The 21,347-nt window shown below is 41.9% G+C and carries 18 protein-coding genes and 1 tRNA gene; 13 read left to right on the top strand and 6 right to left on the bottom strand.

Annotated elements, in window-relative coordinates; all coding sequences use genetic code 11:
* Positions 1-144 precede the first annotated feature (144 nt).
* The 7 genes from QM738_RS16750 to QM738_RS16720 all read left to right on the top strand — a co-directional run bounded on the left by QM738_RS16750 (position 145) and on the right by QM738_RS16720 (position 9,345).
* On the top strand, positions 145-1,422 hold the full coding sequence (locus tag QM738_RS16750; RefSeq protein ID WP_462277879.1) for a hypothetical protein: 1,278 nt from the start codon (positions 145-147) through the stop codon (positions 1,420-1,422).
* Between the two features lie 177 nt (positions 1,423-1,599).
* Entirely contained in the window at positions 1,600-2,031 is a 432-nt protein-coding gene (locus QM738_RS16745) for a lipocalin family protein (protein ID WP_462277878.1), read from the top strand.
* A gap of 279 nt (positions 2,032-2,310) precedes the next feature.
* A complete protein-coding gene (locus QM738_RS16740; protein WP_462277877.1) occupies positions 2,311-5,271 on the top strand; it encodes a T9SS type A sorting domain-containing protein in 2,961 nt (986 codons plus the stop codon).
* A gap of 268 nt (positions 5,272-5,539) precedes the next feature.
* On the top strand, positions 5,540-6,151 hold the full coding sequence (locus QM738_RS16735) for an OmpH/Skp family outer membrane protein (protein ID WP_462277876.1): 612 nt from the start codon (positions 5,540-5,542) through the stop codon (positions 6,149-6,151).
* Positions 6,152-6,206: 55 nt separating this feature from the next.
* Positions 6,207-7,625 (top strand): APC family permease, encoded by a 1,419-nt coding sequence (locus QM738_RS16730; RefSeq protein ID WP_462277875.1) that lies wholly within the window; start codon positions 6,207-6,209, stop codon positions 7,623-7,625.
* A 5-nt stretch (positions 7,626-7,630) separates the two neighbouring features.
* Positions 7,631-8,617 carry a bifunctional heptose 7-phosphate kinase/heptose 1-phosphate adenyltransferase gene (locus QM738_RS16725; protein ID WP_462277874.1) on the top strand — a complete coding sequence of 329 codons (987 nt, stop codon included), beginning with the start codon at positions 7,631-7,633 and terminating at the stop codon, positions 8,615-8,617.
* A gap of 8 nt (positions 8,618-8,625) precedes the next feature.
* Entirely contained in the window at positions 8,626-9,345 is a 720-nt protein-coding gene (locus QM738_RS16720; RefSeq protein WP_462277873.1) for a permease-like cell division protein FtsX, read from the top strand.
* Here QM738_RS16720 and QM738_RS16715 read toward each other — a convergent pair.
* The gene (locus tag QM738_RS16715; RefSeq protein WP_462277872.1) at positions 9,335-10,012 is read right to left on the bottom strand and encodes a DUF6498-containing protein; all 678 of its coding nucleotides are present in this window, start codon (positions 10,010-10,012) and stop codon (positions 9,335-9,337) included. The genes QM738_RS16720 and QM738_RS16715 overlap by 11 nt on opposite strands.
* A gap of 75 nt (positions 10,013-10,087) precedes the next feature.
* Between QM738_RS16715 and QM738_RS16710 the strand changes: the two genes are divergently transcribed.
* From QM738_RS16710 to QM738_RS16700, 3 genes are all read left to right on the top strand, one after another.
* A complete protein-coding gene (locus QM738_RS16710) occupies positions 10,088-11,038 on the top strand; it encodes an isoaspartyl peptidase/L-asparaginase family protein (protein WP_462277871.1) in 951 nt (316 codons plus the stop codon).
* A 123-nt stretch (positions 11,039-11,161) separates the two neighbouring features.
* Positions 11,162-11,851 (top strand): 2-C-methyl-D-erythritol 4-phosphate cytidylyltransferase, encoded by a 690-nt coding sequence (locus tag QM738_RS16705; RefSeq protein WP_462277870.1) that lies wholly within the window; start codon positions 11,162-11,164, stop codon positions 11,849-11,851.
* Between the two features lie 6 nt (positions 11,852-11,857).
* Positions 11,858-12,691, top strand: a complete 834-nt coding sequence (locus tag QM738_RS16700; RefSeq protein ID WP_462277869.1) for a class I SAM-dependent methyltransferase — start codon at positions 11,858-11,860, stop codon at positions 12,689-12,691.
* Here QM738_RS16700 and QM738_RS16695 read toward each other — a convergent pair.
* The 5 genes from QM738_RS16695 to QM738_RS16675 form a co-directional block, all read right to left on the bottom strand.
* On the bottom strand, positions 12,678-13,619 hold the full coding sequence (locus QM738_RS16695) for a hypothetical protein (protein ID WP_462277868.1): 942 nt from the start codon (positions 13,617-13,619) through the stop codon (positions 12,678-12,680). The two genes, QM738_RS16700 and QM738_RS16695, sit on opposite strands and share 14 nt — an antisense overlap.
* Positions 13,619-16,450: a M1 family metallopeptidase gene (locus QM738_RS16690; RefSeq protein WP_462277867.1), complete on the bottom strand. Its 2,832-nt coding sequence runs from the start codon at positions 16,448-16,450 to the stop codon at positions 13,619-13,621. The genes QM738_RS16695 and QM738_RS16690 overlap by 1 nt, the downstream gene beginning before the upstream one ends.
* Positions 16,451-16,542: 92 nt before the next feature.
* Positions 16,543-17,937: a sugar transferase gene (locus QM738_RS16685; protein WP_462277866.1), complete on the bottom strand. Its 1,395-nt coding sequence runs from the start codon at positions 17,935-17,937 to the stop codon at positions 16,543-16,545.
* Positions 17,938-17,983: 46 nt separating this feature from the next.
* Positions 17,984-18,955, bottom strand: a complete 972-nt coding sequence (locus QM738_RS16680) for a Gfo/Idh/MocA family protein (RefSeq protein ID WP_462277865.1) — start codon at positions 18,953-18,955, stop codon at positions 17,984-17,986.
* 128 nt (positions 18,956-19,083) lie between these two features.
* The gene (locus tag QM738_RS16675) at positions 19,084-20,052 is read right to left on the bottom strand and encodes an acetyl-CoA carboxylase carboxyltransferase subunit alpha (protein WP_462277864.1); all 969 of its coding nucleotides are present in this window, start codon (positions 20,050-20,052) and stop codon (positions 19,084-19,086) included.
* Between the two features lie 163 nt (positions 20,053-20,215).
* Here QM738_RS16675 and QM738_RS16670 point away from each other — a divergent pair.
* The 3 genes from QM738_RS16670 to QM738_RS16660 all read left to right on the top strand — a co-directional run bounded on the left by QM738_RS16670 (position 20,216) and on the right by QM738_RS16660 (position 21,326).
* A tRNA-Asp gene (locus tag QM738_RS16670) sits at positions 20,216-20,289 on the top strand.
* Between the two features lie 134 nt (positions 20,290-20,423).
* Positions 20,424-20,828: a KilA-N domain-containing protein gene (locus QM738_RS16665; RefSeq protein WP_462277863.1), complete on the top strand. Its 405-nt coding sequence runs from the start codon at positions 20,424-20,426 to the stop codon at positions 20,826-20,828.
* Between the two features lie 66 nt (positions 20,829-20,894).
* A complete protein-coding gene (locus tag QM738_RS16660; RefSeq protein WP_462277862.1) occupies positions 20,895-21,326 on the top strand; it encodes a hypothetical protein in 432 nt (143 codons plus the stop codon).
* Positions 21,327-21,347 lie beyond the last annotated feature (21 nt).

Raw genomic sequence — 21,347 nt, 5'->3', positions numbered from 1 at the left:
ATGATCTTTTAGGAAGATCGTGTAGGGACAGCGCTGCAGATGAAACTCTTTTTAAAATAAAATACCCCTATTTTTGTACTACATATTTTTAAACTTTTCCACTGAAAGCTGTTTTTTAATTGCGGATTTGAAAGGTTTATAACTATGTTGAAAATAATTTACGGCTTCTATCTCTTCTGTTTTTTAAACGGCATTGTATTACTGCTTATCAAGCTTCCTGATCTTAAAAAGTCGAAAGCGATCAGGTATTACTTCTTCAATTATTTGGTATTGCTGGTTACCATCGGTGAATTTGCTTTTGTAAATAAAATATGGCAACTGCCATTTTATTGTTACCCGGATATGCCGGTCCGGTTTCTTTTTTCTCCCTTTGTATTTTTATACACTGCTACTTATCTTGATCCGGCGTATAAACCTTCCCGTACAAGGCTGCTTATTTTATTTGGCCCGGCGCTGTTGGAGATATTTGTGTTCATTGGATTTTGCATTTATTTTTCCATACATCATTACCCGGTAAAAGAGCGGGTGGCCATTGCAAATGGTACTTATTATTTTATCCGTACATCATTGGCAATACTATTCAATCTTGCAATTGCTGTTACAACTTTTAAAAGAATAACTAAATTTTCAAAAGGGTTGTACAACGTGGTCTCGAATTTTAAACCGCTTAATTTTTTATGGATCAGGTCGATACTGTATGTATCTATCGCATTGTGGTATTTCTGGCTGGTTCTTTTCGTAATGGAATTGGCATGGAGCGGCAGCAGTTATTTATTATACTGGATGTATTTTCCCTTGTACGTAACACTTGCGCTGGTTGTGTTGATATTTGGTTATTTCGCTGCATTCAAACCTTACCTGCCATTGTATTACCTGTCGGTGCAAAAAAAATTACGCCTGATAAAAAAGCCTCCTGTTGAAGAGGAATTGGAACAACCCGGTAATGAAGATGGGGCAGGGAATAAGGAAGTACCGGTGCCGGAGCATGCAACCGGCCAGAAAGATGCGCCGGGTAAAAATGCTTCCGGCAGCAATACTACTGCAGCACAATTACTTTTTGAAAAGATAGAACTGCTGCTTAAAAAGGAACAGTTATATAAAAATCCGCACCTCGATCTGAATACATTCGCTACGCGGCTGGACAGCAATGTTTTCAATATTTCGCAGGCGATACGAACTTGTTCCCCGCAAAGCAATTTTTATAAATATATCAATACCTACCGTCTTTGGTATTTTATTGAGCTGTTGCAAAACAAGGAGTATGATATCTATACGCTTCAGACTCTGGGTCAAATGGCAGGCTTTAACTCAAAGACCACTTTAAATAAATACTGCGTTGCAATAACCGGCTATTTACCGGCGGTAATAAAAAACAGGCTGGCAGCAGGAAGTACGATTGAAGAAATCCTGGAAAATAATTAATTGTTCTTACTGTTTAACACTTGATCAATATGCTTTTATAAGTTCATCTACTATATTGCCCTTTTTTTATTTCAATGAACCCTCCCCATACAACTTAAATGCTGCAAGGCCCGCTCTTTGTAATAGTGCTGATATCACGGGTAGACGAACCCTTATTAATTAACTAAAAAAGCATTTATGAAAAAGACATTTTTGATTATGACTGCAGCGGTGTGTTTAATGTTCACCAGTTCCTGTAAAAAAGATAAGGAAGCCAGCAGGTCCGAACTATTGCAGGGAACATGGCATGTAAGTGCCATGGGGCAGGATGACAATATGAACGGCACACTGGAAGTATCAGAGTACGACCCGATACCGGCCGGCAGTTCCCTTACCGAAACATTTAATGCAGATCACAGCGGCAGTGCAACCCTTGTTAATAGCGGAGTAACCACCACCAGCAGTTTTACATGGCAGTTGCAAAGCAACGATCAGCAACTGCTGGTAACCACTACCGCTTCCGGTACCAGTTCAACCACTACCAGCCAGATCAGCCTACTCAGCAGCACGCAGTTGATGGGTTATGATATCACTTCAAGCCCAAGAACGATCATACTGATGGTAAAATAATTAATGCCGTAATGGATCATATAAAAAAGGATCGCAGTATTGCGATCCTTTTTTATAAAAATAAAGCCAGGGTAATAATAATTCGTTGAAGATTTTTATAACGCATAAGTGATTCACTGATAAAAATTTACAGGGCTATTTACTTGCTGTACCTCTGGTAATTGTTTTATGAACCTGTTTGCCGAGTATTCAATTCATCTTTTGCAACTTTTCATTTGAATGGTACGACATATAGGGCAGGGGTAATTTTTACAAACCCTGTATACTTAAATCAAGCAAATGAAAAAGGGATCAGTATTTATTTTTTTATTCTTTTTAGGGATCGGGAAGATCATGTCACAGTTAAGCGTAACCGCCACTCCCATTGCCGGTAGCTGCGTAAGCAATGCGCAGATCAATGCATCGGGCGCAGGGGGAACAACCCCGTACCAGTACCGTTTAACAGCAGGCCCGGCCGGTATCACTTATCCAACAGCTTACCAAAGCGGCACTAATTTTTCGGGATTAAAAGCCGGTTCTTACACGCTGCAGGTAAAAGACAACCTGGGTAGCCTGGCATCCACCTCAGTTACGGTTACAACCAGTTATGTCAACCTTATTTTAAATAGTGTAACAACTACTGCTAATCATTGTCCGCTCAGCCCCGATGGTCTCGCTAATGTATCTATAACAGGCGGTAAAGCGCCTTTTAGTTATTCATTGCTGCAGGGAGCAACAGTTGTGTATGGGCCTCAATCAAGCAATGCTTTTACAGGCATTGCAGATGGAACGTATACTGCCCAGGTAACGGATGCCTGCGGTGAGGTACGTACGTTCAGTACCACCGTTCCTTTAATTGATTATAAATGGCTCAATGTAAAAACATTTGATAATGGGTTTATTACCAGCGGTGCCAGGACATTGAACGGGGCAACGCCTTTTGATTCCACAAAACAATCTTTCGTTTATGACGGCCCTTTATTATTTACCTGTGATTCTATTACATTCAGAATGTATAATACACTTTTGGGCAATGGGGGAGCGCCCCAGTCAACTTTGCGCAGGGTATATATCAAAGATCTGAATACAGGAACAATTGTGTGGGACAATACCTACAAGCCTGCTGATTTTGCCGCTAACTCCAGCCCATCCGTTCATTTAAAAATAAATACGCCTTACCGTTTTTATTTCGACGACCTGTGCAATGATAAAGATTCTGCCGACAGGAATTATAATTATAACAATTCTGATAATTATAGTGTCAGCTCTTCTCCTTTAAAAACCTGCTCCGGTTATATTTTAAATATCTCCCATCCCTCAGATTGGAATACGATCAATAAATATAACAGTCCGCATGATACGGTTACGATCATCAGTTCATCTGTTGCGGGAGATACTATGGTGGGCAAGCAGGTGATACAGAATTATGAGGACTTTGCCCTATCCCAGGCATTGACCATGCCCGGTGTTTCTATCGGAACTACTTATACCCTGCAGGTTAAAACACTGTGCTCTACTTATACCATCACTGTAAAAACTACGGCCCCCGCCGCTGCAGCAGTCAGCAACGCCACCATTAATGACGTGGCCTGCAAAATCAATACCGCTTCAGTTGTATTTAGCTTTACCAACCTTGCTGTTACTAACGGGTATATCAAATATAATATCGTAAGCGGTCCTAGTAGTTTTACAGATACTACCGGTAATGTATATGCGATCACATACCCCATTACGGATAGTATTTCAACGGCTGGCAGCACACAGGCAAATGTTTATATACGAAATTTTCCGCAGGGTACTTACACTATAAACTTTACCGACCAGTGCGGCAATGCATTCACCAAAACATTTACCATTGGCCCGGCTGATGTGGCAAAAATATCAGCATCCGTTGTGGTGAACCAGCAGTGTAATGGTGCCAGCAGTATCACCTTCAATGGCACTTACCAGCATGTGGCAGGATCATTATCGTTCAAAAAACAATCAGGAGGAGTTTATACCGATGTGGGCAGTGGCAGCGGCGTAAATGCAAATACCTCTTCATTTCTCCCGAGTTATACCGCATCGGCACTTGCAGATGGCAATTATAAAATTGTCTGGCTGCCTATCATTTCTTCTGCTTACAGTAAAGGGCCCATATCATCGGGTTGCGACACACTGTGGATGCATTATGATACACTGAAATACCTGTTGCCGGTGCTTGACTCTGCTTACGGTTATGTATGTACGCCCGGCGGCAATGATGGTAAAGTAACTTTATTTGCAAAGGCAGGGATACGGCCTTACCAGTTTCAGCGGATCGATGGCTCGGGTAATGCGTTGACGCCTTATCAAACTGATAGTACATTTACGGGATTGCCGAAAGGTACCTACAATTTCAGGGTAAAAGATAATTGTGGTAATGCAACTATTTTCAGTTACCAGGTGGATACACTTAAAAACATCAACATAGTATCCAGCACCAGTTGTCCTACGCCCGGTAACCCCCTGCTACTTACAGCAGACAGTATTTACGATGCAAGCTATAGCTGGCAATTTACGCCAGCCGGTGGGGGAAGCACAACGGTGATATCCAACACACGTATCTTATCCATACCATCATTGACCGCTGCACAATATGGTAATTATACAGTAACCTATTCTGTGTCCGGTTGCTCTACTTTGGTATCAAGAACGATGCTGATCAGGAACTGCTATGCAGTATTGCCCGTTATACTTACCAATTTCAGCGCACAGTTGAATGAGCGTTGCGAACCAATATTACACTGGCAAAGTTCTTACGAAACCAATACCAGTCGTTACGAGATACAATACAGTACTACCGCCAACGGCAACGACTGGCAGACGATCGCTGCGGTCACCAACTTGGGCGATCCAGGAAGCGGGGTAAAAAAATATGACTATACGGTTGCAGGCACTATAAGCGGAAAAATGTTTTATCGGTTAAAAATAATTGACGCAGACGGTGTCGCTACATACAGTACCACACTGGTGGTAAAAGGTACCTGTAATGACATGTCGGCAGTAGTGTATCCCAATCCCGTGATCAATAATGCCATGGTGATGATAACCGGTTTCAAAGGCATTATAGAGGGGCAGTTATACAACGCAACCGGGCAGCTGATCAGCAAAAAGACCTTTGTGAACGGCACCAACCTGTTGAATACTGCAGGCCTGCCTGATGGGGTATATATGCTGAAAATATCCGGGAATAGCGGGCAGGAAAAACTAATAAAACTGGTCATTAGCAAGCAAAAATGATCCTTTCATTTTATGATCCAATCTTTTGAAAAATTGCCAAAAGACTTGTCGGACGGTGAGCAATTGCAAACTGTTCCGGCAAGTCTTACATGGCAAAACGGGCCGTTCATTCGGGTATTCAGCAGGGGTATTTACAGCATATCAGCGGGTTAAGCAGCTTCTTTTTAAAAAACTGCTTTTACCGTTAACCCTTTCCTAAATCTTGCCCCCGGTCGATTGTAGAACCTGAATTTGTCGTTATCTTGCCAGTTGAAACAAAAGGAACGTGATGAATAATAAGTTATCGATTGCCCTGAACCTTATCCTGCTGGCGGCGGTTGGTTATTTGTACTACAATAATTTTTCCACAAAAAAAGGGGCTGGTAAAACACTTGCGGAGAGCAAAACCGGTAAAGACAGTTGCACCACGAAGCATCGGATAGCCTATATTGACCTTGATTCGCTGAATGAGCACCTGGTATACCTGAAACAGAACCGGAAGCTGATGGATGCCGATCAAAAAGAGGTGGAAGCGAGAATAGCCGCCCAATACAAGTCGCTGGAAGCAAAACAGGAAAATTTTAAGGAAAAGAATCCCAATCCCAGGCCGGAAGATATACAGAATATGCAGGCCATATTGATGCAGGAGCAGCAGGGGATAGAAGCAGAAAGGCAAAAACAATCAGAGATTTTCAGCAAGCGGGGCTTTACCCTGATGGAGAAGATCCAGAAAGAGCTGAAGGCATTTATAAGTGAATACAATAAGGATAATAAATTCCAGTACATACTTACCACAGGTGCCGGTATCGATTACCTGATCTATAAAGACAGCACCCTGGATATTACCAAAGATGTGATAGTAGGTATGAACGAAAGGCTGAAGCCTGACGCCATTAAGTAATTCAATCCAATAAAATTATTTATCTTGTTCCGGTATAATAAACCGGAACTTTTTTATGACAGAACAAACCAACTCGTTCAAACCCAGCCTGGGATTATTTGATGCCACTATGGTAGTTGCCGGAAGCATGATAGGCTCCGGTATTTTTATTGTAAGCGCCGATATTACCCGCAATGTGGGCAGTGCCGGCTGGCTGATAGCCGTATGGCTGATAACCGGGTTCATGACGCTGACAGCAGCATTGAGTTATGGTGAGCTGAGCGCTATGTTTCCCAAGGCGGGCGGCCAGTATGTGTATTTAAAAGAAGCGTTTAACCCACTGGCAGGTTTTTTATACGGCTGGAGCTTTTTCACGGTAATTCAAACAGCCACTATTGCTGCAGTGGGCGTGGCCTTCAGCAAATTTGCGGCTTATATCTTCCCGGCCCTCAGCGAAAAGAATATCCTGCTCGATCTGGGTATCGTGACGATATCGGCGGCGCAGGTGGTTTCCATCATACTTATCATATTCCTTACGTATATCAACACCAAGGGCATTGAAGGCGGTAAACTGATACAACGGGTATTTACATCTGCCAAGCTGCTGGCATTATTTGGTTTGATCGTTTTTGGTTTTATACTGGCCAAGCATAGCTTTTGGGAAGAGAACTGGTTTACCGGTATGAATGCTATGAAACTGGACAGCAGCCCGGGCAACAGCAACTGGCTTTCTATTGGCGGGGCAGCATTGGTAGGCGCTGTAGCGGCTTCTATGTCGGGCTCCATCTTCAGCAGCGATGCCTGGAACAACGTGACCTTTATAGCAGGCGAAATAAAGAATCCCAAAAAGAATATCGGCATGAGCCTTTTTTTGGGAACACTCATCGTAACCGTGATATATGTTTGTGCCAACCTGATGTACCTGAATGTACTGCCGCTGAATGGCATTGCCTCAGCCGAGAATGATCGTGTGGCAGTAGCTGCAGCCAAAGAGATATTTGGGGGCGCCGGTACTTACGTGATCGCGGTACTCATCATGGTATCCACATTTGGTTGCAATAATGGTTTGATACTGGCCGGTGCAAGGGTGTACAATACCATGGCAAAAGATGGATTGTTCTTTAAAAAAGCCGCATCATTAAATAAAAATGTAGTGCCTGAATTTGCCTTGTGGGCACAATGTATTTGGGCCTGTGGATTGTGTCTGAGCGGGTCTTATGGTAATTTATTGGACATGATCTCATTCGTAGTGGTACTGTTCTATGCACTTACCATCATCGGTATATTCAAATTGCGTAAGGACAGGCCCGATGCTGAGCGACCTTACAAGGCTTTCGGCTACCCTGTGTTACCGATTATTTATATTATTCTTGCCATCACTTTCTGTGTATTTCTTATTAAAATGAGTCCAAAATTTGCAGGATATGGATTAGGCATTGTGCTGTTGGGCATACCTGTTTATTATATTGCTATCGGCAATAAAAAAAATGTTTAAGTTTCATGGATTTTGATCAGCTATTTTCCGGGTTTAAAAATGTAAAAGTCGCTGTTATTGGCGATGTAATGCTGGATACCTACTGGTGGGGCAAGGTGGACCGTATCTCCCCCGAAGCGCCGGTACCCGTAGTGGCAGTAAGTAAAAAAGAACAGCGTATAGGCGGTGCCGGTAATGTGGCATTGAACCTGCAATCGCTGGGGGCACAGGTGAATGTACTGAGCGTGCTGGGTAAAGATGAAGATGGCGCACAGCTTACGCAGTTATTCAACGATAATAATATCGGCACAAAATACCTCGTGTACAGCCAGCAGCGTATCACTACCAATAAGATCCGCATCATCAGCCGCAACCAGCACATGATGCGCCTGGATGCTGAATACACTACCGATATCAGTAGCGCCGATGAAGCAGCATTACTGGAAGCTGTAGAAAAATTTATAAATACCGAAAAACCTGCAGTGGTGGTGCTGGAAGATTACAACAAAGGAGTACTTACCGAAAGCTGTATCAATGCTGTTGTTGCTTTATGCAGTAAGCAGGGTATCATCACTACGGTGGATCCCAAACGGAAAAACTTTTTCTCTTACAAAGGCGTGGATATATTTAAACCCAATTTAAAAGAAGTAAAAGAAGGGTTGAATATTTTGTCAGACGAAGTGAATGCGGATGCATTAAAAAATATACACCTGCAGTTGCAGGAAAAACTGCAGCATAAAATATCTTTCATCACTTTATCAGAAAAAGGGGTGTTCTACAATAATGCAAGTGATGCGGCATTGATACCTACTCATATACGCAGCATTGCAGATGTAAGCGGTGCAGGCGATACCGTTATAGCCGTAGCCTCGCTGGTATATGCCGCTACAAAAGATGTACACCTGATGGCAGAGATAGCCAATATTGCCGGTGGCCTGGTTTGTGAGGAAGTGGGAACGGTGGCCATTGACAAAGCAAAATTATTACAGGAGTGTAAGCAACTGCTTCAATAAATTGCCCGATGAATAAACTTTGTCTTATTCTTCTTCTTTTTTTCATTTATTCCTGCAACAATAAAAATGCTGCTGATAAAGGCCAATGGCTGCAACTGGATAGTGCACACGGCATCAGCTATAAGCTAAGCGAAAAAGGCAGAGGAGAACGCGGTGATGTTTCTATAAAATATATTGGCCGTATGGAAAATGATAAGCTGATCCTGGATTCTGCTGAAGGAATACAGTTTATTCCCGAGCTGATGATTACCCCAATGGTTGCTGATAAAGATGCAATCAAACAATTGCCTGAAGGAAGCAAAGGTTTTATCAGCGTTAACAGCACGGTTTTTTTTGCAGAAAATTTTGCAGAGATCAAACATTATATCCTGTATTTTAATGGCGCTTATACTGATAAGTCGATGAAAGAAGATTCTTTAAAACTGGCAGCAATGAGCTTCTTTAAGTCAATTGAATTGGTGAATTCAGAAAAGGCATTGGAGAAATTTACGGAGGATAATAAGGACATTGAATGGAAAGGATTTGTAAAAGCCAATCCATTGCCGGCATCAATTGAGCTTACCTTAAAAGAGACATTCTTAACAAGTGGTAAGTATGACTCCATAAAGAACGTTCTTCAATCAGCAATACCAGCTATAACCGAGATACAAATGCCATTTAAAAATGATTTTTGGAATTTAAACGGTGGACTGAAGCAGTCCCTTGTATATAAATTCGTCATTTTTTAAAACGCTCCTTCAATCGTTGTTTTTTTTCAGCAATAGCTAAATACCTATCGAAATTTATAAATAACTCAAAGAATATTTTTACAGCCACAAACACCAGCATGAATATTTTTCCGGCGCCAAAACTCAGGAACATGCTGCCCAGTATCACCACCACCTGCTGCACAAATATTCTCAGGTAAGGCTCAAACATCAGGCGGCCCAGGCTGATGATTTTATATAAGCCGGAACTAAAAAAGCTGAATATATTCTGTACCGTATAATAAGCGATAAATATCAGCAGCATCAGCATGCCATTATCGCCCAGTAATTTTGGTATACTGGAATATTTCATCAACATATTTCCTTCGGGTATCATACCGGTAACACCAAAAAACATTTGCGTTTGTATGAACACAAAAAAGCCATAATGAATTATAAAAAAGAAAATAAAGAACCAGCCGCTTTGCATGGTGCTACTGCCGTTATTCTCCCATACATCGGTACTTTTTACAAACAGGGTTACACAAGCCATCTTTATAACGTTGATCAAACCAATGATCACGGTTTCCATGCAATACACCAGGAACATCGTTTTGGGATCCCATCCTTCAAACCACACACCATACAGCGGAATGAGATTGACGACTATTAAAAGGAAATCACTTTTCGTTAATGCACGTTTAAACATTGGCTGAAAATTGTAGAAGTTTTATGGCAGTAAATTAAATACTTTTGGACTTATAACTAATACCCACCAACACGTATGCAAAAGCTCTCGATTGCAATTCATGGCGGCGCAGGAACCATCCTGAAAGAAGATATGACGCCGGAACTGGAAGCCGCTTACCTTAAAGGATTGAATGATGCACTCAATGCAGGCTATGCTGTATTGGAAGAAGGCGGTACCGCCATTAATGCGGTAAAAGCCGCCATAGTGATACTGGAAGATAACCTGATGTTCAATGCCGGCCGCGGTTCCGTATTTACTAAAAAAGGTGTACAGGAAATGGATGCCGCTATCATGAATGGTAAAGACCTGAGCGCCGGCGCTGTAGCTGCGGTGCGTAATGTGCGCAACCCGATAGAACTGGCTGCAGAAGTAATGATCAACAGCAACCACGTTTTTTTAAGTGGTAAGGGGGCCAATGATTTTGCAATAAAGCAAGGCATTAAACTGGAACCGGATGAATTCTTCTTTTCGCAGTTCCGGTACGACCAGTGGAAAGCAATAAGGGATAGCGATAACTATTCACTCGATCATACACACCAGGGCCTGGAAGAATTGTTCAAGGATAAAAAATTTGGTACCGTGGGAGCTGTTGCCTGCGATGGTGACGGCAATATTGCTGCTGCCACCAGTACCGGTGGTATGACCAATAAAAAATACGGCCGCATTGGCGACAGTCCATTGATAGGCTGCGGTACTTATGCCAATAATAAAACCTGCGCCATCAGCTGCACCGGCCATGGCGAACCCTTTATACGTGCTGTTGCCGCTTACGATGTAAGCTGCCTGATGGAATACAAAGGCATGAACATACACGATGCAATGAATGAAGTGGTGAACAATAAATTAAAGAACATGGATGGTGAAGGCGGCATGATAGGCGTGGATGCAAAAGGAAATGTGGCCATGGTGCTGAACAGCGCCGGTATGTACCGTGGTGCACGGAACAGTGATGGCGAAAGCTATGTGAAAATATACCACGATTGATGTAGAAAAAAGCTTACACACTTACTGAAATGTTTTTGGGCGCTATACTGAAAACATCCCCGCTATTTTACTATTACTTTTATAGATACAGAATCGTATTTTTGTACCGTTAGTTTATATACGATGGAAGCAGAACAGGTACAACTTAAGAAGATAGCCGTAATAGTAGCCGGTGGCATAGGCACCCGTATGAACAATGCTGTACCCAAGCAGTTTTTGTTACTGAACCATAAACCCGTTCTGTATTACACCCTTGATACATTTTTGAAAGCATACAAAGATATGCAGGTGATACTGGTGCTGCCGGAAGAACATGTGGCAGCAGGGCAGGAGATCATTGATGCATTTTTTGATTACAACCGCATCAAGATCACCACAGGAGGAAGAACAAGGTTTCATTCGGTACAGAATGGTTTACGCATGATAAAAGATGAAAGCATAGTGTTTGTACACGATGCGGTGCGTTGCCTCCTGACCATTGATCTTGTAAAACGTTGTTATGAAGCCGCCATGGAATTTGGCTCAGCCATTCCCGTTATTAACAGTAAAGACAGTGTAAGGCTGGTGGATGGCGAAGATAACGAAGCAGTGGAACGCAGCCGCGTAAGACTGGTGCAGACACCACAAACCTTTCACAGTAAAATATTATTACCCGCTTTTAATATTGATTATAAAGATAAATTCACCGATGAAGCTACGGTGGTGGAAGCTTTTGGATTAAGGGTAAATTTAGTGGAAGGGGAAGAAGACAATATAAAGATCACGCAGCCCCTCGATCTAGTTCTTGCTGAATCAATCGTTGCCGCACAATAATTTTCATTGAAAGAATTTTTAAAAGATATTTTAAAGAAAGCAGGGCTCTATTATATTTTACAGGGCAGCTACCGCCAATTTTTATTTGCAGTTAAAAGAGCCCGTTGCCGTATCAGCTACGCAAAATATAAAGGCAGTGGCTTTGAATGTAATTGTTGTGGCGCTGTATACAGCAAATTTGTGCCCGATCATCCATCAGCAGAAAATGCTGCGGCGCTGGAAAAAAATAAAGTGATCGCAGGGTATGGAGAAAATATTTTATGCCCTCATTGTCTCAGTACAGCGAGGGAAAGATTGCTGATAGCAGTTATGCAAAAAGAACTGCTGATCTCCGGCAAAAAAGTATTGCATTTTTCTCCTGAAAAGAATATCTATAATTACCTCCATTCATCCAACGAAATAATTACTGCTGATATTGAACCACTGTTTTACAAACGTATCGACGATCATATTAAGACGGAAGATGCCACGGCTTTATCATTCAGCGATAATAGTTTTGACCTGGTGATCGGCAATCATATCCTGGAGCATATACCCAATGATATCAAAGCTATGCAGGAAATAAGGCGGGTATTAAAACCGGGCGGCCGTGCGATACTGCAGGTACCCTATTCCGCTAGTATACTTACCACAATTGAAGAGCCGGGCATTAATGATCCGGAAAGACAATCAGCGTTATTCGGGCAAAAAGACCATGTGCGTATCTATCTTTTACAGGATTATATCGATCGTTTGCAGCAATGTGGTTTTAAAGTAACTGTTACGGGCTATAAAGAGCTGGCGCCTTATTATAAAAATGCTATACAACCGGAAGAAGTATTTTTGTCTATTTTGAAATAAGCCGGCGGTAATATTCCGGCAACGGTTTTAAAAGACTGATGGGGAAGGGGAGGTCATTGATATACAAACTGCTGTAGGGTTCGGGTGTACTGCCGAATTTTTTATAAAAATCAGCAACAGAAGGCGTATCGCTGCCTTCAAAATCCAGTACAAGATCTTTTCCGGCATGATCCTTAATAAAACTATCTACCAGTAAAGAAGAAGCGCCAAACTGTTTACTCTCCACCGCATTACCCACCAGCCAGTAATAAGCCCTGTTCTTAAAAAAAAGAAAAATACAGGAAGCCAGTAACATGCCTTCTTTTGAATAAACACCGTATGTTTCGCTCTGCTGACGGAATGTATCGTATACCATCTCCAGTTTTTCGAACAAGCCATTTTCTACCGTGGTGAATTTGGGGAATTCTTTTTTACAGATAGTTGCTACCTGTTCAAATGAAACATCTTTGCTTACGGTACATCCTGCTTTAACCGCACGGGTAATATTGCGCTGTATATTTTCTGAATAGCCCTGCTGCACAAATGCATATTCACCGGAAAGAGCAAGTATATAATTGCTTCTTGGAATGATAGTACCTCTGTTGCCGCTTAATTGATTACTACTGTTAAAACTAATGTCCTGTACTTTGAACTTACGGGGAATGGCATTAAGAAAATCCCGGATCATTGCTACAGAAATATTATCGCCAAAAACACCCAACGCCGGTGTAATAGAAGGCTGGAACAGATACCGGATGCCCATTTTTTTGCGGGAAGTAAGCGGCATCACTATTTCGTAATCATTTAACACCAGTGCATCCCATTGCCCTGCCATTGCATCCAGGTAGCCGCTGCAGGCATAGACCAGGCCATTGGCGGCAGTTGCAATACGGTCGTCCCATTTTTTTTTATCAATCTGCTCATGTAAAAGGTATCGCGGCTGTTCCATCAAAAAGGAATTTGAGGGATCCATTTTCTCAATGATGTATTTTGAATATCTATACTGAATGCAATATTCTTCACGAACATTTTTTCAGGAATGGTTGATTTAAAATAATCCCGGTATACTTTGCTGTATAATATCGGGATATAAATATTCACCAGGTCTTTGAACAGGGAAAGCTGCAGGCCGGCATCATATAAAAAACGACCGGATGGTGCATCTTTTTTCCATGCTTCGGAATAGGTGCCGATATCGAGGAATGCTTTTAAAGGAATTTTTATTGGTAATACCTGCAGCGGATTGATATCTTTCGGAATATCTGTTGTAAGATTAACCGCCGTCAACCAGTCATCTGTTTTACCGATCTTGCTGCTCAGCAGGTCGGTCCTTACTTTAAAGGCGCCATCACGTATCATGATCTGCTGCGAAGAGAATTTGTCAAATTCATTACGGCCAACAAAATAATTACTGTAGGTATAATCCTCGTATCCTTTTGGCCCGGTCATATTCAAATGATAGATATCAGTCTCAAATTGTTTTAAGAAGGTCTTATCGGTGGTATAAAAGAATTTACCTGCAAAGAACCGCAGGTTAAGTCCACCGCCTTTTGGATAATTGAAAAAATAATTACCGGTAAAATTCGTGCGTACAAAACCATTGCCCTGCTCCACCTGTAATGCTCCTTTGTACGGATATAATACCCTTTTATTTTCCACTACAAACTGCAGCTGGTTCACATACCTTGTTTGTATAGGGTAAGTAATAATATCGATCTGCCGTATATCATCTCTTGTAAACAACACCTGCTGCTCGTTGATGATAAAAGTTTTCCATTGTACGAATTTGGTGATGGTACTGCGGGGATCTTTATTGCCAAAAACGAATTTAAAAGAAGGGGTGAATTTATAAACGTGCAGGTAGTTGAGTTTGCCGGTGGAATCAGCATACGTATCACCGCTGAAGGAGGCACCGGAAGCACTCAGTTCCGCTTTTTGCCCGTTACTGCCGGGGAACCAGCTGTAACTCAATCTTCCCACACCACTTATCTGCCCGGCTTTGGAACCGAACAGCGAAGCCACAAAAAATTTAAATTTAGTGGCCGGCAAGCTGTAATTGTGTGCTAAAATGCCCAGCATGTATTTGTCATAAAAATTATAACCAATTGCAGGCGCCAGTGAAATATAATGGTGCTTATCAGTTTCCTTCAGATTGAAGAAGCTGGTAAAGCGGATATCTTTTTTTATGGGCTGATCGGGCAGCGCTCCTTTTTTATCCAGTAAAGCAAAATCTGCATCCAGGTTTTTGCCGCTTACCTGTTCAAAGGTTTGTTTCACATCTTCGGGATAAGGATGTTTAAAACTCCAGCGGCGGTAATATTCTTTCATACAACTGTCGAACAATGGTTGACCGAGTTGCTTTTCCAGTACAGACATCCACTCGCCTGTTTTCGTGTAGGCTACCATGTTATAGTTGGATTCATTGAATTTTTCAGAAGGCGTTTCGATCGGCTGGTCTTTTTTTACAGCGATCAGGGAACGTAAATAAAGATCCTGGTAATCCAGCGGCATTTTCTTTTTTAGAAAATTGGGTAATCCTACAAAATCAACAGAAGTATTCCCATATTGCTGTACCAGGTAGCGGTTGTCGTAATAGGTATTCATGCCTTCATCCATCCAGGGATGCAGGCGTTCATTACTGGCCAGTATACCGTAAAACCAGTTATGCCCCACTTCGTGATTGATCACAAAGTCCAGCATTTTTTCAGTGCCACCCGATTCCAGCACTGTAATGGTGGGATATTCCATACCACCGCCAATGCCGCCATCCACCACGCTTACCACATTGTAAGGGTATTCGCCCAGCCACCTGCTTTTAGTAAGAATGGCCTGCTTGGTATATTGAATACTGTTGGCCCATACATCTTCATTCTCCGAAAAATAATATGCATACACACTGATCACTTTACCCGAAGGCAATTTGAGGGTATCAGTTTTTACTGAAAATGTTTTATCTGCAAACCATGCAAAATCGTGTACATTATCCTGTTGGTAGTGCAGTGTTTTTAAATTTTTGGAAGAAGCTATTTGTTTGGAAAGCGTAATTGTTTTTTTCTTTTTGGCATCTGTACCGCTGCGGTCAAAAACCTTTCTTTTCTGCAACCACAAACGTTCCTTATCTTCCTGCAGGTTGCCGGTGGCAGCCAGTACATAATTTTCCGGAAGGGTTATCTGCACATCAAAATTGCCAAACTCGCTGTAAAATTCTCCCTGGTCAAGATAGGGGATAGGATGCCATCCTTTACTATCATACACTGCCGGTTTGGGATACCATTGTGTTACCTGGTAAGATTGTTCATTATGCCCGCTTCTCGAAAATACCAGGGGAAGTTTTACACGAAAAGGTGTTTCTATTTTACAACTGCTTTTAGGCGCCAATGGTGTGGGTAATACCAGTTTCACAATATCCTGGTGCTGCGGATGGTCTTCCGTTTTTGCATTCACCGTATTTACCCGGAAGCTGAGATGATTGATATAACCCCGTTCATCGTTGTTGGAAAAATAAAATTTGGTGCTGCCGTTCTCCAGCATCTGGTCGCTGAAAGCAGTGCGATCGTTCTTATAAGCATTGGGCCATAAATGGATCCAGATAAAATAAAGCGTATCCGGGGAGTTATTAAAGTAATCCATTTTTACATAACCGTCCAGCGTGTTATCCACATCATTCAGCGTAACATCAATTTTGTAATTGACACGTTGCTGCCAATACGATGATTGCTGGCAATAACCCGTTGACAGTTGACAATAAAGCAAGGCAATAAAAGCGGCGATCTTTTTCAAATCCATTTGGTTTCTTCAAAAATAAACAAAACGTTGCATTACGCAGCACTTAAAAGCTGAATGAATGCACCATTATATAGAATAAAAAATTGTTATTTGCCTTTCCCGCTGAAGATGATCTTGATGGTATGCAGCATGATCTTAAAATCGAGTGCCAGGGAGATATTTTCGATATATACCAGGTCGTAACGCATGCGTTCTATCATTTCAGTTACCGACGAAGCATACCCAAATTTCACCATGCCCCAGCTGCTGAGCCCCGGCTTTACCCTGAAAAGATAATTGTACTCCGGGTGTTGTTGTATGATCTGGTCTACATAGAATTTTCTTTCGGGCCTTGGGCCTACCAGGCTCATTTCTCCTATAATGATATTCCACAATTGCGGCAATTCATCCAGCCGCCATTTGCGCATTACCTTGCCCCATTTGGTAATGCGGGGGTCATCATCAAAACTTAATTGCGGGCCATTTTTTTCTGCATCTTCCACCATACTCCTGAACTTGAACATGGTAAAAGGCTCACCTTTATAACCCACTCTTTCCTGTAAAAAGAACAACGGTCCCTTGGAGGAAGCGATCACCCTTAAAGCAGTATAAATGATAAGGGGCGAAAGTAATATCAACGCCAATACTGCCACCATTATATCCAGCAGCCTTTTAATATTTTGCTGCCAGGATTGTAACAGGCCCGAATGCAGGTCGATGAGCGGGATACCCAATACATTACTGGTTTGCACGGCGCCACTCAAAATATCCACGGTATCGGGTGTGATCTTTATGTTCACATTCCTGTCGCTCAGTTGCTGTAATATCTTTTCTATTTTTTCTCTTTCTTTTTTTTCTACCGCTATGATCACTTCCTCAATTTTATTTTCCGTAATTATTTGCGGCAAATTTTCTGTTCTGCCAAAATTGATCAGAGCGGCAGGTAAATGAGCATGGTTACCATTGGTATCCACAAATCCTTTTACCATGTAACCGGTCTTTTCGGTATTGCCGGTAATGGATCGGTACAACGCGGCTGCATTATCGCCGGAACCAACGATCAATGTATTGAAGAACACACTGCCTTTTTCCAGCTGCGTTTTTGCTTTGTTTAAAAAGAACAGGCGTACAATAAACGTAACAACGGTCTGTATACCCAGCAACGATAAAAATTCCTTGTAATAAATATTGTAATCACCTGTGGCATCGTACAATAAAAACAGGAAGAGGATCATAATACTTCCTGCAAAAGAATAACTGAAAGTATTCGACAATTCCAACACCCTGGATTTGGTGTAGATATTCTTGTAGCTTCCTGCAAGATGATAGAGCATTACCCATGCAACAGGATACAGCAATAAACCGATGTAAAATTTATGCCCTACTAAAAAAGGTTCGGCGATGATTTTTTTACGCACAAAATAAAAGATCATCCATGCTATCACTGCAGCAATAAGATCGCCTGCAACGTACCATCCTGTATGAATCCGGGACTGTTTCAATTAATCTGTAAAAAGATTGGGGTTAAGAATTATAAAAGGAACCTGGTCAATTATGAATGGCCTTGCTGATCTTTTCCAGTATCTGGTGGGCCACATCCATTGCCCTGAAACCATCCACCACACTAACCGGTGTATCGCTGTTGTTCACGATGGCATTGCGGAATTCTTCCAGCTCCATTTTTATAGCATTCACTTCGGGTACACCCGGGTTGGCAATAGCAATGGTTTTTTTACCGCTGTTGGTCTCTATATCAAACGTAAAAACATTTTTATCGCCCGGTGTATTCAGTTTGATGATCTCGGTCTTCTTTTCTAAAAAGTCGATGCCGATGTAGGCATCTTTTTGAAACAAACGCATTTTACGCATCTTCTTCATCGATATCCTGCTGCTGGTAAGATTGGCCACACAGCCATTGTCAAACTCGATCCTTACGTTGGCAATATCAGGTGTATCGCTCATCACCGATACGCCGTTGGCGCTGATATAATTTACATTGCTTTTTACCAGGCTTAAAATGATATCGATATCATGTATCATCAGGTCCAGTATCACGCTTACATCGGTACCCCGCGGATTGAATTGCGCCAGGCGGTGCACTTCAATGAACATGGGGTTCAAATTATATTCTTTCAGTGCAAGAAAAGCGGGATTGAATCTTTCCACATGCCCTACCTGGAATTTGATATTGGCTTCCTTGGCCAATTTTACCAGTATCCTCGCTTCGTCCATGGTATTGGCCAAAGGCTTTTCCACAAAAACATGTTTGCCTTTTTTTATAGCGGCTTCGCATAATTCATAATGAAAGCTGGTAGGGGCCACAATATCCAGCGCATCGCAGGCATCTATCAGTTGTTCAGCATCAGTATAGCGGGGGAGGTTATATTTTTCAGCAACCAGTTTGGCATTGGCGTCATCGGAATCGCAAAATCCCACCAGTTGAACGCCATCAATTTCGGCCCAGTTATTCAGGTGAAATTTTCCTAAATGGCCGGCGCCAATAACTCCAACTTTAAGCATAAAAGCAAATGTTTGCTCAAAGTTACTGGATTATTGCAAGTGATTGAAAATTAGTATTTAACAGTTTGTCAATAAAAAAGAGGCTTTTTGCTGAGCCTCTTTTTATTATAAATAGTTGATTGTAATAATCATTCTTCCCAAAAACCCATCTTTCCAAATTTTTCGATCCGCTGCTGAATCCTTTCTTCGGCAGGTATCTTTTTCAGTTCGGCCAGTACAGGTAAAAGATAATTTTTAAGTATCTGGGCCGCCTCGTCATAATTCCAGTGGCTGCCACCCAGGGGTTCGGGTATCACACCATCCACCAGGCCAAAATGCAGCATGTTTTCGCCGGTCAATCGCAATTGTTCGGCCGCAGTTTCTTTTTTATCCCAGGTACGCCACAAAATACTGCTGCAGCTTTCCGGCGATATTACGGTATACCAGGTGTTTTCCAGCATAAAAACCTTGTCGCCCACGCCAATACCCAATGCTCCACCACTGGCGCCCTCGCCAATGATCACACATATCACGGGCACTTTCAGGCGGATCATTTCGTAAATATTACGGGCAATGGCCTCGCCCTGGCCTCTTTCTTCCGCTTCCAGCCCTGGATAAGCGCCGGGGGTATCAATTAATGTAATAATAGGTTTGTTGAATTTTTCTGCCAGGCGCATCAGGCGTAGGGCCTTACGATAGCCTTCCGGATTGGCCATACCAAAGTTGCGTAACTGCCTCATTTTGGTGTTGATACCTTTTTGCTGGCCAATGATCATCACCGTTTCACCATCCAGCTGCGCAAAGCCGCCCACCATGGCTTTATCATCTTTTACATTGCGGTCGCCATGCAGTTCGATGAAGTTGGTACACATTTTTTCGATATACTTGAGGGTATAAGGCCTGTCGGGATGACGGCTCAGCTGCACTTTTTGCCAGGGGGTAAGGTGGCTGGTCAGTTCCCGTTTTACCTCGGTCACTTTCTCTTCCAGTTTGGCAATGGAATCGCTCAGGTCTACTTTACTTTTTTCTGCGCTGGCTTTTTGTACCTCGATCTGGTCGTACAGGTCTTTGATCGGCTTTTCAAAATCGAGGAACTGGCGGTTTTTAAGTTCAGGCATGTAGATTTATTTTAGTTTCAAATGCTTTTGGTTGGTTGTAACACAGAATGTAAAATTAGGGATTACAATATTTTAATAAAAGTTTTGGAATGAGAAAATCAAAAACCTATCTTTGCCCTCCCAAAAACGGGAAAAGCAATTTTCCCCGGTTTTTGAGACAGGAGGATCGGTAGTTCAGTTGGTTAGAATGCTGCCCTGTCACGGCAGAGGTCGCGGGTTCGAGTCCCGTCCGGTCCGCACAGTTTAAGCCTTAACATGATAAATGTTGAGGCTTTTTTATTTTATACCCTCCCAATCCAAGGCTCAGGAAATTGCCTTTCCTAATAAATGTTATTTATCAAATCATAAATAAAATAACTGGAAATAGGACTATGGCAAAAAACAAAAAGATAGAGGTTCAGGGTAAAGAGATCACGATAATTACAGAGAATGGGGGAGAGTATATTTCTTTAACTGATATGTTGAAGGCAAAAGATGGGGACTTTTTTATTTCGGATTGGCTTCGCAACAGAAATACAGTTGAATACCTGGGAATTTGGGAAGCAGTTTATAATCCTGCTTTTAATTATGGCGAATTTGCCATAATTAAAAGCCAAGTAGGGCTGAACAGTTATAAACTAAGTGTAAAAGAATGGGTTGAAAAAACCAATGCGATAGGTCTGAAAGCAACAACAGGCCGATATGGGACTTTTCTACAAAATTCCAAAGACTTAAATATCTTCGGCAAGCGGGTAAAAGAATTGACGGGTTTAAATTTAAAAATGCAGCGAATATAAAAACAGCGCTGATAAAAGGCAGCCAATTCTAACTTTCGTAACAAATTAAAATACTGAACTGATTGTATGGAACTACGATTACCAAGTCCTGTTTCAAAGTTCGAGATTGAAACTGCTATACTGCAATGGATAGAACTATTGGCAGTGGAAGACTATACGGGAGCATTTGATTTAACACTGCATGATCCTTATTATCAATGGACACCTGAATTATTAAAAAAAGTAATTGAGGGATATGGTTTGCCGGACGAAATAGAAAATGTTTATAAAGTAACAAAGGCCGAAGACAGTGTTATTGCTAATGGACAGCATATATATAAAGATGTAGAATTTGTTGATCGGCCTTCTGGCTTAAGAAAAGGTGATCTGTTCCTGGTAGGCGAAGCTTTTTTTGATTTGCCTCTTAACGGAAACTGGAGTGACCTTACTGCTACTTTTAAGATATTTTCAAATGAAAATTATTCAGCATTAGAACTAAATGAAATTCGTGTTTTATAACAATGTATTGAATGCACGCAT

The organism is Ferruginibacter sp. (assembly GCF_049840995.1).
Classification (GTDB): Bacteria; Bacteroidota; Bacteroidia; order Chitinophagales; family Chitinophagaceae; genus Ferruginibacter.
Note: the sequence above shows the minus strand (reverse complement) of the source record. Positions and strands in the feature narration are given on the sequence as shown.

Bases quoted from the DNA above. Each gene is read 5' to 3' on its own strand.
- QM738_RS16720 (WP_462277873.1), top strand. From the start codon at position 8,626: ATGAATAAACTTTGTCTTATTCTTCTTCTTTTTTTCATTTATTCCTGC.
- QM738_RS16730 (WP_462277875.1), top strand. From the start codon at position 6,207: ATGACAGAACAAACCAACTCGTTCAAACCCAGCCTGGGATTATTTGAT.
- QM738_RS16705 (WP_462277870.1), top strand. From the start codon at position 11,162: ATGGAAGCAGAACAGGTACAACTTAAGAAGATAGCCGTAATAGTAGCC.
- QM738_RS16740 (WP_462277877.1), top strand. From the start codon at position 2,311: ATGAAAAAGGGATCAGTATTTATTTTTTTATTCTTTTTAGGGATCGGG.
- QM738_RS16695 (WP_462277868.1), bottom strand. From the start codon at position 13,619: ATGGAACAGCCGCGATACCTTTTACATGAGCAGATTGATAAAAAAAAA.
- QM738_RS16710 (WP_462277871.1), top strand. From the start codon at position 10,088: ATGCAAAAGCTCTCGATTGCAATTCATGGCGGCGCAGGAACCATCCTG.
- QM738_RS16675 (WP_462277864.1), bottom strand. From the start codon at position 20,052: ATGCCTGAACTTAAAAACCGCCAGTTCCTCGATTTTGAAAAGCCGATC.
- QM738_RS16745 (WP_462277878.1), top strand. From the start codon at position 1,600: ATGAAAAAGACATTTTTGATTATGACTGCAGCGGTGTGTTTAATGTTC.
- QM738_RS16715 (WP_462277872.1), bottom strand. From the start codon at position 10,012: ATGTTTAAACGTGCATTAACGAAAAGTGATTTCCTTTTAATAGTCGTC.
- QM738_RS16680 (WP_462277865.1), bottom strand. From the start codon at position 18,955: ATGCTTAAAGTTGGAGTTATTGGCGCCGGCCATTTAGGAAAATTTCAC.
- QM738_RS16735 (WP_462277876.1), top strand. From the start codon at position 5,540: ATGAATAATAAGTTATCGATTGCCCTGAACCTTATCCTGCTGGCGGCG.
- QM738_RS16665 (WP_462277863.1), top strand. From the start codon at position 20,424: ATGGCAAAAAACAAAAAGATAGAGGTTCAGGGTAAAGAGATCACGATA.
- QM738_RS16725 (WP_462277874.1), top strand. From the start codon at position 7,631: ATGGATTTTGATCAGCTATTTTCCGGGTTTAAAAATGTAAAAGTCGCT.
- QM738_RS16660 (WP_462277862.1), top strand. From the start codon at position 20,895: ATGGAACTACGATTACCAAGTCCTGTTTCAAAGTTCGAGATTGAAACT.
- QM738_RS16750 (WP_462277879.1), top strand. From the start codon at position 145: ATGTTGAAAATAATTTACGGCTTCTATCTCTTCTGTTTTTTAAACGGC.